Annotated in this window: 13 protein-coding genes; 8 read left to right on the top strand and 5 right to left on the bottom strand. The window is 71.1% G+C overall.

Annotated elements, in window-relative coordinates; genetic code table 11:
• Positions 1–308: 308 nt before the first annotated feature.
• Positions 309–1181 (top strand): RNA polymerase sigma factor SigF, encoded by an 873-nt coding sequence (locus tag OHA05_RS05650; protein ID WP_313947494.1) that lies wholly within the window; start codon positions 309–311, stop codon positions 1179–1181.
• 240 nt (positions 1182–1421) lie between these two features.
• Here the strand turns inward: OHA05_RS05650 and OHA05_RS05645 are convergent, their stop codons facing one another.
• Complete coding sequence (locus tag OHA05_RS05645) at positions 1422–1823, bottom strand: ATP-binding protein (protein WP_313947495.1); 402 nt, start codon at positions 1821–1823, stop codon at positions 1422–1424.
• Between the two features lie 46 nt (positions 1824–1869).
• Positions 1870–2877 carry a GDSL-type esterase/lipase family protein gene (locus tag OHA05_RS05640; RefSeq protein ID WP_328859986.1) on the bottom strand — a complete coding sequence of 336 codons (1008 nt, stop codon included), beginning with the start codon at positions 2875–2877 and terminating at the stop codon, positions 1870–1872.
• 304 nt (positions 2878–3181) lie between these two features.
• Between OHA05_RS05640 and OHA05_RS05635 the strand changes: the two genes are divergently transcribed.
• The 5 genes from OHA05_RS05635 (at position 3182) to OHA05_RS05615 (ending at position 8822) form a co-directional block, all read left to right on the top strand.
• Positions 3182–5788 carry a sensor histidine kinase gene (locus OHA05_RS05635; RefSeq protein ID WP_328863338.1) on the top strand — a complete coding sequence of 869 codons (2607 nt, stop codon included), beginning with the start codon at positions 3182–3184 and terminating at the stop codon, positions 5786–5788.
• Complete coding sequence (locus OHA05_RS05630; RefSeq protein WP_313947497.1) at positions 5781–6203, top strand: roadblock/LC7 domain-containing protein; 423 nt, start codon at positions 5781–5783, stop codon at positions 6201–6203. The genes OHA05_RS05635 and OHA05_RS05630 overlap by 8 nt, the downstream gene beginning before the upstream one ends.
• Positions 6204–6209: 6 nt before the next feature.
• The gene (locus tag OHA05_RS05625) at positions 6210–6578 is read left to right on the top strand and encodes a DUF742 domain-containing protein (RefSeq protein WP_313947498.1); all 369 of its coding nucleotides are present in this window, start codon (positions 6210–6212) and stop codon (positions 6576–6578) included.
• A 311-nt stretch (positions 6579–6889) separates the two neighbouring features.
• Positions 6890–8356: an amino acid permease gene (locus tag OHA05_RS05620; RefSeq protein WP_328859985.1), complete on the top strand. Its 1467-nt coding sequence runs from the start codon at positions 6890–6892 to the stop codon at positions 8354–8356.
• A gap of 10 nt (positions 8357–8366) precedes the next feature.
• Positions 8367–8822, top strand: coding sequence for an Lrp/AsnC family transcriptional regulator (locus tag OHA05_RS05615; protein WP_313947500.1), 456 nt, complete (start codon positions 8367–8369; stop codon positions 8820–8822).
• Between the two features lie 19 nt (positions 8823–8841).
• Here the strand turns inward: OHA05_RS05615 and OHA05_RS05610 are convergent, their stop codons facing one another.
• On the bottom strand, positions 8842–9405 hold the full coding sequence (locus OHA05_RS05610) for a Repetin (protein ID WP_313947501.1): 564 nt from the start codon (positions 9403–9405) through the stop codon (positions 8842–8844).
• A 326-nt stretch (positions 9406–9731) separates the two neighbouring features.
• Here OHA05_RS05610 and OHA05_RS05605 point away from each other — a divergent pair, with 326 nt between their 5' ends.
• Both OHA05_RS05605 and OHA05_RS05600 read left to right on the top strand, forming a co-directional pair.
• Positions 9732–10559, top strand: a complete 828-nt coding sequence (locus tag OHA05_RS05605; protein WP_313947502.1) for a carbon-nitrogen hydrolase family protein — start codon at positions 9732–9734, stop codon at positions 10557–10559.
• 83 nt (positions 10560–10642) lie between these two features.
• Complete coding sequence (locus OHA05_RS05600) at positions 10643–12334, top strand: flavin monoamine oxidase family protein (protein ID WP_328859984.1); 1692 nt, start codon at positions 10643–10645, stop codon at positions 12332–12334.
• Positions 12335–12357: 23 nt separating this feature from the next.
• Here OHA05_RS05600 and OHA05_RS05595 read toward each other — a convergent pair whose 3' ends face one another.
• Together OHA05_RS05595 and OHA05_RS05590 are read right to left on the bottom strand one after the other, a co-directional pair.
• Complete coding sequence (locus OHA05_RS05595; protein ID WP_328859983.1) at positions 12358–13062, bottom strand: DUF5995 family protein; 705 nt, start codon at positions 13060–13062, stop codon at positions 12358–12360.
• Positions 13063–13141: 79 nt separating this feature from the next.
• The gene (locus OHA05_RS05590; protein ID WP_328859982.1) at positions 13142–14539 is read right to left on the bottom strand and encodes a uracil-xanthine permease family protein; all 1398 of its coding nucleotides are present in this window, start codon (positions 14537–14539) and stop codon (positions 13142–13144) included.
• Between the last annotated feature and the right edge of the window lie 168 nt (positions 14540–14707).

The raw sequence follows: 14707 nt of genomic DNA, 5'->3' as shown, positions 1-14707 counted from the left end.
TCGCACGCACCGGACGCTCCCCCTACGCCCTGCGGGCGTGGGGGGACCCCCACTCCTTGACGGGCAAACATTGCCTGTCGCGGCACTAGGGCGACAAGCGTTCGCCCGCACGGCCGTTCGCGTCCGGTCCCGGCATCGTCCGGGGCCGGACGTCTTCGTGTGCGCCCGCATCCGCCGTCCGCCCGATCAGTTGGCCCCGACAGGCCGCTCCCACCAGGTGTTTCCACGACTTTGGAATTCGTAGGCATGTGTGGGCGGACTGGGGGTAGACGGGCCGTTGCACTGACCACGGAGCAGGGGAGGACTTAGTGTCCACGGCGAGTACGGTTGCGACCGAACGCACAGAGCCGGGAACACGGTGCCCGAGCCGCGAGCTCGAGCTTCCGGAGGTGCGGGACGCCAGGGCGGTCGCTCCCAAGGACGCACGGGAGATCTCCAAGGTCTTCTTCGTGCGCCTGTCCTCGCTGGAGGAAGGCACCCCCGACTACCAGTACGTGCGGAACACCCTCATCGAGCTGAACCTCGCTCTCGTGAAGTACGCGGCCGGCCGCTTCCGGAACCGGGCCGAGCAGATGGAGGACATCGTCCAGGTCGGGACGATCGGCCTGATCAAGGCGATCGACCGGTTCGAGCTGAGCCGCGAGGTGGAGTTCGCGACCTTCGCCGTCCCGTACATCGTCGGTGAGATCAAGCGGTTCTTCCGTGACACCAGCTGGGCGGTCCATGTGCCGCGGCGGCTCCAGGAGTTGCGGATAGATCTGGCGAAGGCGGCCGACGAGCTCTCGCAGCGGCTCGACCGGGCGCCCAGCACGGCGGAGCTCGCCGCGCACCTCAAGCTCGACGAGGAAGAGGTCATCGAGGGCATCGTCGCGAGCAACGGCTACACCGCCGGCTCCATCGACACGCCGATCGACGACGCCTCCGATCACGCGTCGGCACCGCTGTCCGACCGGCTCGGCGCACCGGACTCCGATCTGGAGATCGCCGAGAACGTGCAGGCGCTCAAGCCGCTCATCCAGGAACTCGACGACCGGGACAGGCTGATCCTCGCCATGCGCTTCGGCCAGGAGCTGACGCAGGCGGAGATCGGTGCGGAGCTCGGCGTCTCGCAGATGCATGTGTCCCGGCTGCTGAACCGCATCACCTCGCGGCTTCGCGAGGGCCTGCTCGCGGGAGCGTGAACTCCCGCCCTCACACTTCCCCCCACGGGAAGATCCCCCCACGGGACAGGCGGCGCCCCACCTGACAGGGGGCGCCGCCTCCTGTGATTCCCGGGAGGGCGCGCCGTCGACGCGGGGGAGGGCGTCATGGTTCGTGCGCGCCGTGTGCTGTCGTTTCATGACTACCGCGTGATGATGCCGCTGTGGACCGAAGAAGGCTGCCTGTGCGCCGGCAGCGCGCCCGGCCGTTCCGGCCGCGCGTCAGCAGGCAGGCGCCGTTGCGGGGATCTTCCTCACCCACGTCGCCTGGACGCGCTTGCCGCAGGGCAGGGGGCTGATCTCCACCTGTCCGGCGAGCTGGTGCACCATGTGCCAGCCGAATCCGCCGCTGCCGCTGAAGTCCGGCTCGCGGGACACCGGGATCGCGGGGCTGGAGTCGTCGATCTCGACCACCAGCGTGTCCTGGGCCGCCGCCAGCTGGAGCCGCCACCAGCCGGCCGTGTGCTGCACCGCGTTGCTGACCAGCTCGGACACGACGAGCAGTACGGCGTCCAGGTCGGCCCACGGGCAGTGGCGCGCCAGGAAGTCCGCGGTCGCCCTGCGGGCCCGCGCGCTGTCGCTGGGGAGCGGGGGGTCGGCCACCACCCGCGGTTCAGTGTTCATCGCAGCTCGCGTACCCCGTCCCGGAACATGTATTTGCGCCTGCACCTCATCCGTTCGGCCGCGCCGAGGGGAGGGCCTCGGCCACCGCGGCCGCCAGCACGGCGTGTCCCTCGTCGTCGGGATGCACCCCGTCGGCCAGTTGTCCCGCCCGGAGCAGGTCGCGACCGGGAAGCAGAGCGAGCCAGTCGTCCGCGTCCTGGCCGTCACTGCCCTCCCTGCGGTCCGTGACGGCCCGCTCCATGGCCGTCCGCAGATCCGCGAGCGTGGCACCCAGCCGGTTCGGGGTGTTCTCCGCTCCGGGGCGCAGGACGGGGGAGACCACCAGGAGGGGCGTGCGGGGGTGGCCCTGTCGTACGAGGGTGAGGAAGGTGCGGACCGTCTCGTACATCAGCGGCGCCGAACAGGGGGTGCTGGACCAGCAGTTGGTGCCGAAGGCGAGAGTGATGGCATCCGCGTCCAGCGACGCGAGCTGTTCCGCGAGGGCCGGCTCGCCGTGTGCGCACCCCGCGTATCCCAGGTTCACGGTGTCCAGGCCCAGCCGCCGGCCGGCCGTGGCTGGCCAGGAGTGGGCGGGACGGGTGGACCACCAGCCCTCGGTGATGGAGTCCCCGTGCACGAGCCAGCGGGGCTGCCGTGGGGCGGGCGCGATCGAGCCGCCGACCGCGCGCAGCCCGAGGATCTCGGGTGCCACGGACTCGGGCGGATGCACGGTGAAGGGCGCGGCCGAGCTGCCCGGCAGCGCCAGGGTGACCACCGACTCGGCGGCGGGCTCGGTGATCGTCTCCGATACGCAGCGGCCGTCCTGCCACAGCGCGAAGCAGTGCGGGAGCTCCCGCAGGGCATCGCTCTCGCCCGGCGGGGAGGCGCGATAGCGGATCTCGACCGCGGCGGCGTCCTCGGCCGTGAACTCCAGGCGCACGCCGATGGGCAGGGTGGCCCGCTCCCAGGCATCCCAGGGCAGCCGGCCCGCGTCCGCGGGGTCCGCACGCACCGGCCGTCCTCGGTCCAGCCAGGCCACTCCGCGCAGGAACGGATGAGGATCGAGCCAGGTCACCGGGGCCTCCAGAGGTCGGGTTGCGGGTCGCGGAGCGGTGCTTGCGCACCGCGCAACGGCCTGACGGGGGGTCAGAAAATACCGTTCCTACTGAACGGCCGGTTACCCCCAGGAACGTTGCGTTGCGCATGCTGCGTCGCGTAACTTGACTGCCCCCTACTCGGGGGTAATCACCGCTGTTCAGTAGCTCTCTTGCTCAGGGGAGACCATGCGCCGGCGACTTCGCCGCCCCACGATCCGGGGACGGATCGTGACACTGACGGTCATACCCGTCATTGCTCTGATGTCCTTGTGGACCTTTGCCATGGTCTCCGTGACCGGTGATCTCCGCGCGCTCATACGGCTCCAGAGCATGTACGAGAGCTTCGGTACGCCGGTCGACACCGCCGTCGGGCAGATCCAGATCGAACGGCGGCTCTCCGCCGCGTACTTGGGGGCGGGGCCGCAGGGCGGCGCTGCCGCCGTCGCCGGTCTGACCCAGCAGCAGCGCTCCACCGACCGGGCCGTGCGCGCGATGCGCGAGGCGATCGGCGACCGGGAGCGGCGGGAGGACCTCTCCGCACGTCAGCGCGAGTCCCTGGACGCGATGGCGGACGCGGCCGACGGTCTGGATGCGCTGCGCGAGAAGGTCGTGGGCCGGACGATCTCCTGGGACCGCGCGATCGAGGAGTACACGACGATGGTGGAACCCACCTTCGACGTGCAGTCCACGCTCACCGCGCTTCAGGCCGGCCAACTCGCCCGCGAGGCGCAGGTCGTCGTCGAACTCGTGCGGGTGCGGGAGTTCGTCTCCCGGCAGGACGCACTGGTGGCGGGCGCGCACGCCGCCGGGCGGCTGAGCGACGCGCAGTACGACACCCTCACCGCCACGATCGAGGACCGCCGGGTCTTCCACCGCACCTATGTCCCCGACCTCCCGGCCGACTCCCGGCAGCTCTTCGCCGGCTTCGAGCGCAGCGATGTCTACCGGGCCCTGGTCGCCCAGGAGGACACACTGCTGCGGGCCGGTCCCGCGGGTGCCGGCGAGGCGATGGCCGGTGACTCCTGGCGCGACACGACGGACCGCGCGGTCCAGCGGTACATGCTGCTGTGCACCGACGCGGCGATCAACGCGTCCGACCGGGGCCGCGCCTTCGCCTACCACGAGATGATCAAGGCGGCGGTCGTCGGTGTGGCGGGACTGGCCGCGGTCGGTCTGTCGATCTGGTTCTCGGTGGCCAGCGGCCGCCGCATCTCCCGCCGGCTGGAAGAACTGCGCGACGCCGCGGACCTGTTGGCCACCCGCCAGCTGCCCGACGTGATGGAGCGGCTCGCCGCGGGCGAGGAGGTCGACGCGGCAGCCGCCGCTCCACCCCTCGACTTCGGCGACCCGAAGCGAGGCCCGGACGAGATCGACGAGATCGACCAGGTGGGCCAGGCACTCAACGCCGCACGGCTGGCCGCCGTCGAGGCCGCCGTCAAGCAGTCCACGCTGCGCCGGGGCATCTTCGCCGTCCTGCTCAACATCGCCCGCCGCAACCAGGCCCTCGTGCACCGTCAGTCGAAGCTCGTCGACACCCTGGAGCGCCGCACCAGCGACCCCGACACACTCGACGACCTGTTCCGCATCGACCATCTGACCACCCGGATGCGCCGGCACGCGGAGGGCCTGATCATTCTCTCCGGCGCCGCCCCCGGCCGTCGGTGGCGCCGGCCGGTGCCGGTCGTCGACATCGTGTCCGCGGCCGTCGGCGAGATCGAGGACTACGCCCGTGTCGTCGTACCGCCCATGCCCGCGGTCGGCATCACGGCCGATGCCGTGGCGGACGTGGTGCACCTGGTCGCCGAACTCGTCGAGAACGCCGCCGTCTACTCCCCGCCGCACACGCAGGTCACCATGCGCACCGGACGCGTCGGCAACGGCTTCGCGCTGGAGATCGACGACCGCGGACTCGGCATGGACCAGGCCGCGCTGGAAGAGGCCCAGCGGACGCTGGCCCGGCCCGGCGACTTCGATCCGGCGCAGGACGACCGCCTCGGGCTGTACGTCGTCGGCCGCCTGGCGGAACGGCACGGCATCGGTGTCACCCTCACCCGCTCCCCGTACGGCGGCACGACGGCGGTGGTCTTCCTGCCCACCGCGGTCCTCGCCGCCGTCGAGCAGCCGGCCAAGGCCGCCGCGGAGCGGGAGAGCGCGCCGCCGCCCCGGCCCCGGGCCGTACGGGCCGAGGCCTTGCGGCGCACGCTCGAACGCGTGCCCCTGGTGCACGACCGCGCCACGGATGCCCCGGCACCCGCGCCGGAGCGGACGACGGCGACGACGGGATCCGGGGCGAGGCCGGTGGCGGTACCGGACGGGTCCGGCGCTGCCGCGGGGGAGGCGGATCCTGCGTCGGACGGGTCCGGTCCTGCCGCCGAGAAGGCGTCACCGGTGACGGACGGGTCTGGTCCTGCCGCCGAGAAGGCGGCTCCTGCGTCGGACGGGTCTGGTCCTGCCGCCGAGAAGGCGGATCCTGCGTCGGACGGGTCCGGTCCTGCCGCCGAGATGAGCGCGCCCGCGACGGACGGGTCCGGCGCTGCCGCCGAGAAGGCGGCTCCTGCGTCGGACGGGACCACCCCGTCCGGCACCAGGCCCGCGTCCGTACCGGACCCGACCGGCGGGCCGAGCGGGACGGCGGTTCCCGCGACGCCGCTGCACGGCCTCCCCACCCGCGTGCGCCAGGCCTCCCTCGCGCCTCCGCTGCGTGACGCGCCGCCGCCCGCCGCCGGGGGCCCCGACCGCGAGGTGTCCGCCGAGGAGATGCGCTCGATCTTCGGATCCTTCCAGCGAGGGCTGGACCGCGGCCGCCGCGGCGACAGCGTCGGACCCGAGTCGCCGAGCACCGCACCGCAAGCCCGCACGACCGATGAAGGGACCGACGACGATGGCTGACGAAGGCACCGGAGAAAGCGCCGGCCTGGGCTGGCTCCTCGACGACCTGGTGGCCAGGACCGGTCATGTGCAGCAGGCGGTGCTCCTCACGGCGGACGGGCTGGTCGGCAGCGCGTCCCGGGGCATGGTCAGGCGGGACATCGAGCATCTGTCCGCCGTCTGCGCGGGCTTCCACAGCCTGGCGAAGGAGGCGGGCGACCGGTTCGCGGCGGGCAGCGTACGGCAGACGATGGTGATGCTCGACAACGCCTTCCTCTTCATCACCCCGGCCGGTGACGGCAGCCGGCTTGCCGTCCTCTCCGACATCGAGACGGACGTCGGTCAGCTGGCCCACGAAATGGCACTGCTGGTCCGGCGCGTGGGACGGCACATGGCCGTGCCCACGCGCTCGGCCCCCGAGGACACCGGCACCTGAGTCCTCGTGAGCGACCACTGGTACGAGGACGAGTCCGGTCCCCTCGTACGGCCCTACACCGTCACCCGAGGCCGGACCCGGCCCGCGTCCGAGCAGAACATCGACCTGATGTCCCAGGTCACGGCCCTGGACCCGGAGGGCGTCGACCTGCCGCTCGACCACGCCCGCAGCGCGCTGCTGGAGCTGGTGCGGCGCGGGCCGCGGCCGGTCGCCGAGATCGCCGCCGACGCCGATCTGCCGCTGACCGTGGTCCGTGTGCTGCTCGCCGACCTCGCCGAGGCCGGTCTCGTCAGGATCTCCGAGCCGGTGACACCGCGGAACCTGCACGACCCCGTGCTGCTGCGGGAGATCGCCGCCAGACTGCGGGAGTTGTGACGCCCGCGTTCACCGCGGGGTGCGGCACGTTTCACCGGATCGCCCTTCCCGCGTTCCGCGCCGCGGCGAGGCCCACGGTCGGCGGAGCGCAATGTTTCCCCATACTCTCCGTCATCGCGCAATGATCGTCCGCCGATGCGCAACGACAGTGCATTTCCGGTTCCGAGCGCGGGCTCATAGGCTCATCCCCCGTACCAGGAGTGGCGGTGACCGTCTGCTCGGCGGTCTCCCCTCATGCGGACCCCTCCGTCATGTCCGTGGATCGTCGCAGGTCACCCGTCGCGATCCGCAGCGATGAAGGAGCACCCGCAGTGCTGGACCACGGCGCAGCCCCACCCTCGACCGAGCCACCGCAGGGCGGGCGCCCCGGCGCCGGCGCCCGGCTGATGCGGCGCAAGCCCGTCGAGCGCCTGGTTGCCGAGAGTGGCCAGGGCGAGGGTGGATCGCTGCGCCGGTCGCTCTCCATGTGGCAGCTGACCATGATCAGCATCGGCGCCACGCTGGGCACGGGCATCTTCGTCGTCCTCGGCGAGGCCGTCCCCGAAGCGGGACCGGCCGTCACTGTCTCGTTCGTGATAGCCGGCCTCACCGCACTGTTCTCGGCACTCTCCTACGCCGAACTCGCCGGCACGATCCCCGTCTCCGGTTCCTCCTACTCGTACACCTACGCCACCCTCGGCGAACTCATCGCCTGGGTCTGCGGCTGGTGTCTGATCCTCGAGTACGGGGTGTCGGTGGCCGCGGTGGCCGTCGGCTGGGGCGAGTACCTCAACGAACTGCTCGACGGCACGATCGGCGTGACCATTCCGGACGTGCTGTCCGCTCCGCCGGGCGACGGCGGCCTGTTCAATCTGCCCGCCCTCATCGTCGTGCTTCTGGCGATGGTCTTCCTGCTCGGCGGTGCCCGCGAGAGCGCCCGCGCCAACACGATCATGGTCGTCGTGAAGATCGCCGCCCTGGTGCTCTTCTGCGCCGTCGGCGTCCAGGGCTTCCGGGCCGGCAACTACGAGAACTTCATGCCGCTGGGCATGGCGGGCGTCAGCGCCGCCGGCGCCTCGCTGTTCTTCTCCTACATCGGCTTCGACGCCGCGTCGACGGCCGGCGAGGAGGCGAAGAACCCGCAGCGCGACCTGCCGCGCGCGATCATGCTCTCGCTGCTCATCGTCACGGCCCTGTACGTGCTGGTCGCGGCCGTCGCCGTGGGCGCCAGGCCGTGGAAGGGCTTCGGCGATTCGGAGGCCGCGCTCGCCGGCATCATGCGCGATGTGACCGGCCAGACGTTCTGGGCCGTCCTGCTCGCCGCCGGCGCCGTGATCGCCATCGCCAGCGTCGTCCTCACGGTGCTCTACGGACAGACCCGCATCCTGTTCGCGATGTCCCGCGACGGCCTCGTCCCCAAGGTCTTCTCCAAGGTCGACCGCAAGAGCGGCGTGCCCCGCGCCAACACCGTGATCGTCTCGGTGTTCTGCGGAGTGCTGGCTGCCGCCGTCCCGCTGGGCCAGCTCGCCGACGCGACCAGCATCGGCACGCTCTTCGCCTTCGCCCTGGTCAATGTGGCGGTCGTGGTGCTGCGCCGGACGCGCCCGGACATGGACCGCACGTTCCGGGTGCCGCTCTCGCCGCTGTTCCCGGTGGCTGGTTTCGCCTTCTGCGTCTGGATGATGTTCAGCCTCCCGGCCGTCACCTGGGCGGTCTTCGGAGTCTGGATGGCGGTCGGCCTCGTGTTCTACTTCGGTTACGGCATGCGCCGCTCCCGACTGGCCACCGCAGAGAAGTGACCCATTCGTAGTGCGACTCAACGATCTCGACGAACGCATCGTCCACGCTCTGGCGGAGGACGCCCGCCGCTCCTACGCCGACATCGGCGCGATGGTGGGCCTGTCCGCTCCCGCCGTGAAGCGGCGTGTGGACCGGCTGCGCGACGTGGGGGCCATCACCGGCTTCACCGTACGGGTGGACCCGGCGGCCCTCGGCTGGGAGACCGAGGGGTTCATCGAGATCTACTGCAGCCGCAACACCTCGCCCGAGGCCATCGAGCGTGGGCTGAAGCGGTACCCGGAGATCGCGTCCGCCTCCACCGTCACGGGGGACGCGGACGCGATCGTGCAGGTCTTCGCGGCCGACATGCGCCACTTCGAGCGGGTGCTGGAGCGGATCGCGGGCGAGCCCTTCGTGGAGCGCACCAAGTCGGTTCTGGTGCTGTCGCCGCTGCTGCGGCGCTACTCGTCGGGCTCACCCGCCTGACACGCCGGGTCCCGATGCGTCAGAGCTTGGGGTTCCAGGGCACCACCCGGAAGTCGCCCGAGCCCCCCTTCACCTTCTCGAAGGGCGCGGAGCCCACGCATCGGGGCAGGTCCTTGGTCTCCACCGGGCTGCCCTGGGCGGCCCAGCTGTAGCCGAGCCGGTCCCGCCCTCCGACGTCGTGGACGGTGATGCCGACCCGGGTGCCCTTGGCCCCCTCCAGGTCGGTGTCGGTGATGACGCCGCTGACCACGGCCACCTTGCCGCCGGTGACCAGGCAGTCGACCCTGGCCTTCGCCCAGGCGCCCTCGCCGTTCAGATAGTGGCTCCAGCTGAAGGTGCCGGTGGCCTTGAGCGGGTCGTCGGTGTCCTTCGCCGCCAGATGCGCGTCGAAGGTGAAGGTGATGTCGTCGCCGAGCGAGCGGTACAGCTTCGCGGAGCCGGTGAGGGCGGCGGCCTCCCGCTGCCCGCCGCCCCGCGCGTCGGCGTCGCCCGACGCCACGGCGGACCCGGTGGCCCCGGCGGTGATCAGCAGGGCCGCGCCGATCGCGGCGACTTTCGCAGGGAAGTGGACAGGCGCTTTCATGGTGGTCCTTTCGGCAGGTGAACCGGACGACGACCACTCTTCCGGCGGCCCTCCCGACGCACATCGCGCCCGAGACGGTGCCCGGCTCCGCCGTCCGGGCGGGGCAGCGCGACGCGCCGTACGACCGCAGCCGTAGACGCATCAGCGGCCGGTCTCGCCCCACCCCCGGATGTCGCAGGTCACAGGGCGCAACGAATCGCCGCTCCATGGACTGTCGGCGCAATGGATCGCTCATCAGCGCGCAACGGTCGCGCCTTGTCCCGGCCGGTGCCCGGCCCGTACCGTTTTGACGTCTCCTCCACCCCGCACTCCGTCCGAGGTCAGCCATGCCGCCGCTGCGCACCGCACTGCTCCAGAGTTCCGGCCGACCGGGCTCGGTCGCCGAGAATCTGAAGGCGCTCGACGAGGCCGCCGCGCACGCCGCGGCCACCGGCGCCCGCCTGCTGGTGTGCCCGGAGCTGTTCCTGACCGGATACGCGATCGGGGACGAGCTGCCCGTGCTGGCGGAGCCCGCAGACGGCCCCGGTGCCACGGCCGTCGCCGAGATCGCCGTCCGCCACGGCATCGCGGTCGTGTACGGATACCCCGAGCGGGACGGCGCCGCGTCCGGCGACCGGACCGGAGGCCCGGGCCGGATCTTCAACTCCGCCCAGCTGATCGGCCCCGACGGCGACCGCCTGGCGAACTACCGCAAGACCCACCTCTTCGGCTGCTTCGAGCAGCAGTGGTTCACCCCCGGCGACCAGCCCGTCGTCCAGGCCGAGCTCGACGGCATCACGATCGGCATGCTGATCTGCTACGACGTGGAGTTCCCGGAGAACGTCCGCGCGCACGCCCTCGCCGGCACCGACCTCCTGCTGGTGCCCACCGCACAGATGCACCCCTTCCAGTTCGTCGCCGAGTCGCTCGTACCGGTGCGGGCCTTCGAGAACCAGATGTACATCGCGTACGTCAACAGGACGGGCCCCGAGGGGGAGTTCGAGTTCGTCGGGCTCAGCTGTCTCGCCGGCCCCGACGGCGCCGCCCGGGCCCGCGCGGGCCGCGGCGAAGAACTCGTGGTCGGCGAGGTGGATCCCGCCTTCCTGAGTGCGTCGCGCGAGGCCAATCCGTATCTCCGGGACCGCCGCCCGGGCCTGTACACCTCGCTGAACTGAGCCGCGGCGCTCCCCACGCCACGACGATCCGGGCCCGCCCGGCCTTCCCCGCCCCACCTTTTTGCGCAAGGAGTCCGTACCCCATGACGTCCACGGTGCCCACCGCTGTCCAGCACACCGACGCTCAGCCGCCGATCACCATGTTCGGTCCGGACTTCCCGTACGCGTACGACGACTTCCTCGCCCACCCCGCCGGCCTCGGCCAGGTACCCGCGACCGAGCACGGCACCGAGGTCGCCGTCATCGGCGGCGGGCTCTCCGGCATCGTCGCCGCCTACGAGCTCATGAAGATGGGCCTGAAGCCCGTCGTCTACGAGGCGGACCGGATCGGCGGCCGGCTGCGCACCGTCGGCTTCGACGGCTGCGACCCGGAGCTGACCGCCGAGATGGGCGCCATGCGCTTCCCGCCGTCCTCGACGGCCCTCCAGCACTACATCGACCTGGTGGGACTGGTCACCGAACCGTTCCCGAACCCGCTGTCCGAGGCGACCCCCTCGACCGTGGTCGACCTCAAGGGCGAGTCCCACTACGCCGAGACCATCGACGATCTGCCGCAGGTCTACCGCGATGTGGCCGCCGCGTGGAACGCCTGCCTGGAGGAGGGCGCCGACTTCTCCGACATGAACCGCGCCATGCGCGAGCGCGATGTGCCCCGCATCCGGGAGATCTGGGCGAAGCTCGTCGAGAAGCTCGACAACCAGACCTTCTACGGGTTCCTGTGCGACTCGGAGGCCTTCAAGTCCTTCCGGCACCGCGAGATCTTCGGGCAGGTCGGATTCGGCACCGGCGGCTGGGACACCGACTTCCCCAACTCCATCCTGGAGATCCTCCGCGTCGTCTACACCGAGGCGGACGACCACCACCGCGGGATCGTCGGCGGTTCGCAGCAGCTGCCGGTGCGCCTGTGGGAGCGCGAGCCGCAGAAGATCGTGCACTGGCCGCTGGGCACCTCGCTCGCCTCGCTGCACGACGGCGAGCCCCGTCCGGCCGTGACCCGGCTCAACCGCACGGCGGGCAACCGCATCACGGTCACCGACGCGTCCGGCGACATCCGCACCTTCCAGGCGGCGATCTTCACCGCTCAGTCCTGGCTGCTGCTCTCCAAGATCGACTGCGACGACTCGCTCTTCCCCATCGACCACTGGACGGCGATGGAGCGCACCCACTACATGGAGTCGTCCAAGCTCTTCGTCCCCGTCGACCGGCCGTTCTGGCTCGACAAGGACGAGACGACCGGCCGCGACACGATGTCGATGACGCTGACCGACCGGATGACGCGCGGCACCTATCTGCTGGACAACGGCCCCGACAAGCCGGCCGTCATCTGCCTCTCCTACACCTGGTGCGACGACAGCCTGAAGTGGCTGCCGCTGTCGGCGAACGAGCGCATGGAGGTCATGCTCAAGTCGCTCGGCGAGATCTACCCGAACGTCGACATCCGCAGCCACGTCATCGGCAACCCCGTCACCGTGTCCTGGGAGAACGAGCCGTACTTCATGGGCGCGTTCAAGGCGAACCTGCCCGGCCACTACCGCTACCAGCGGCGGCTGTTCACCCATTTCATGCAGGACTCGCTGCCCGCAGACAAGCGCGGCATCTTCCTCGCCGGTGACGACATCTCGTGGACCGCGGGCTGGGCGGAGGGCGCCGTACAGACCGCGCTGAACGCGGTGTGGGGCGTGATGGCGCATCTCGGCGGCACGACCGACCCGACCAACCCGGGCCCCGGCGACGTGTTCGACGAGATCGCTCCCGTCGAACTGCCGGAGGACTGACCTCCCGGATCCGGGCCCGCCGGTCAGGACCAGGGCGTCAGCAGGCAGCGCCCGACCAGGCCGACGCCCGTGTCCAGCCGTTCGGTGAACTCGTCGGCCAGCTCCGGCAGGGACCGTACGCCCCACAGCAGCCGGGCCGCGGACCAGGCGCCGTCGCGCGCCCGGTCCAGGCTCCACGCGCCCAGCAGATGGGTGAGCGGATCCGCGATCTCCAGCAGATCGGGTCCCGGCATCAGGTCCTCCCTGATGCGCTCCTCCAGGAGCGTGAGGATGTCGCCGACCCGGTCGAACTCGCCCTCCAGATCGGCCGGTTCGCAGTCGAGCACCCGGCAGCTGTCGACGACGGCGAGCGCCAGGTCGTGCCCGATGTGGGCGTTGATCCCGGCGAGGGCGAACTGCACGGGGTGGATGCCGGGGTGGCGCCGGTACTGGAACAGCGGCCGCCAGCACGCCGGCGGCCTCTCGCCCACCGCGGCCGCGTCCACGACCGCCAGATAGCGCCGGGCGAAGAGCACGTCCAGCGTGGCGGCGGCCCGCCGGTCGGGGAAGTCGCCCGCCGCGATGCGCCGGTCGATCTCCTCGGTGACGGTCAGATAGACGCGGTTGAAGACCGCGACCCCGTCCGTCGCGGGCCAGATCGAGCGGAACGAAACCATCCGCTCCACCACGGAGTCGACCGGGGACGGGCGGCGGCCGGCCGGCGGTGCGAGCAGTTCCCTCTGCGCCATACCGGAAGCGTCCCAGCCGCCGGCCCACGGACGCGGTGACCGGCCGGGACTTCCCCGAAACGAGGGAATACGCGGGCGGCTACGGCTGCTCGTCCGGGTGCTTGTCGGCCTCGTCGTACGTGGAGGTGCCCGAGTCCAGCAGGGGCTCCTGCTGCTTGAGATGGGCGGGGGCGAAGGCCCGCAGCAGGTGGTAGCCGGCGATGACCACGATGGTGCCGAGGGCGATGCCGCTGAGCTCGAAGGTGTCGGTGATCTTCAGGCTGACGCCGCCGACGCCGATGATGATGCCCGCCGCCGCCGGTACGAGGTTCAGCGGATTGCGCATGTCCACCTTGGCGTTGATCCAGATCTGGGCGCCGAGCAGACCGATCATGCCGTAGAGGATCACGGTGATCCCGCCGAGGACGCCGCCGGGGATGGCGGCCACCACCGCGCCGAACTTCGGGCAGAGCCCGAACAGCAGGGCGAAGCAGGCCGCGGCCCAGTAGGCGGCGGTCGAGTAGACGCGGGTGGCCGCCATGACGCCGATGTTCTCGGAGTACGTCGTGTTCGGCGGGCCGCCGACGGCCGTCGACAGCATGGAGGCCGCGCCGTCCGCCGCGATCGCGGTGCCGAGCTTGTCGTCGAGCGGCTCGCGGATCATCTCGCCGACTGCCTTGACGTGTCCGGCGTTCTCGGCGATCAGCGCGATGACGACCGGCAGGGCGACCAGGATCGCCGACCACTCGAAGCTCGGTGCGTGGAAGGACGGGAGGCCGATCCAGTCGGCCCGGCCCACGCCCGACAGGTCGAGCCGCCAGTGGTCGACGGCTTCGGCGCCGCCGGCGGGGGAGTGGATCCTGCCGAAGATCCGGTCGAGGGCGAAGGACAGCACATAGCCGAAGACGAGGCCCAGGAAGATGGCGATCCGGGAGAAGAAGCCACGCAGGCACACCACGGCCAGCGCGGTGAACAGCATCGTCAGCAGGGCCGTCCACTGGTCCTGCGGCCAGTACGTCGTGGCGGTCACCGGCGCCAGGTTGAAGCCGATGAGCATGACGACAGCGCCGGTCACGATCGGCGGCATCACGGTGTGGATGATGTGCGCCCCGAAGCGCTGCACGGCGAGGCCCGCGAGGAAGAGGGCCACGCCGACGACGAAGACCGCGCCGGTCACGGTGGCGCTGTCGCCGCCCGAGGCCCGGATGGTGGCGGCCACGCCCACGAAGGAGAGCGAACAGCCCAGGTAACTGGGCACCTTCCCGCGGGTCGCCAGCAGGAAGATCGCCGTCGCGATGCCGGACATCATGATGGCGAGGTTGGGGTCGAGCCCCATCAGGATCGGGGAGACGAAGGACGCCCCGAACATGGCCACCACATGCTGGGCGCCGAGCCCCGCGGTACGCGGCCAGGAGAGCCGCTCGTCGGGGCGTACGACGGCGCCCGGAGCGGGAGTCCGCCCGTCGCCGTGCAGGGTCCAGCGCACGCCGAGATTCACGGGCCGCTCCACTTCCACAGTCGTTCGATGATCGGCGCAATCGTAGTGGCCGATCAACGCCGCAGTCCCATCCGTGAATCGTGCGCGCGGCATTGTCACCCGTACCTGGTGGCCCTACGCTCGCACGGTCCCGTTCATGAATCTCGTTCACATATCTGATGGGAGCGC

It is taken from the genome of Streptomyces sp. NBC_00306 (assembly GCF_036169555.1).
Classification (GTDB): domain Bacteria; phylum Actinomycetota; class Actinomycetes; order Streptomycetales; family Streptomycetaceae; genus Streptomyces; species Streptomyces achmelvichensis.
This window is presented reverse-complemented; position numbering and strand designations above follow the sequence as displayed.

What these genes read in the sequence shown, in the direction of transcription:
- OHA05_RS05645 (WP_313947495.1), bottom strand. Translation starts at nt 1,823, where the DNA reads ATGAACACTGAACCGCGGGTGGTGGCCGACCCCCCGCTCCCCAGCGAC.
- OHA05_RS05635 (WP_328863338.1), top strand. Translation starts at nt 3,182, where the DNA reads ATGGTCTCCGTGACCGGTGATCTCCGCGCGCTCATACGGCTCCAGAGC.
- OHA05_RS05630 (WP_313947497.1), top strand. Translation starts at nt 5,781, where the DNA reads ATGGCTGACGAAGGCACCGGAGAAAGCGCCGGCCTGGGCTGGCTCCTC.
- OHA05_RS05610 (WP_313947501.1), bottom strand. Translation starts at nt 9,405, where the DNA reads ATGAAAGCGCCTGTCCACTTCCCTGCGAAAGTCGCCGCGATCGGCGCG.
- OHA05_RS05605 (WP_313947502.1), top strand. Translation starts at nt 9,732, where the DNA reads ATGCCGCCGCTGCGCACCGCACTGCTCCAGAGTTCCGGCCGACCGGGC.
- OHA05_RS05600 (WP_328859984.1), top strand. Translation starts at nt 10,643, where the DNA reads ATGACGTCCACGGTGCCCACCGCTGTCCAGCACACCGACGCTCAGCCG.
- OHA05_RS05595 (WP_328859983.1), bottom strand. Translation starts at nt 13,062, where the DNA reads ATGGCGCAGAGGGAACTGCTCGCACCGCCGGCCGGCCGCCGCCCGTCC.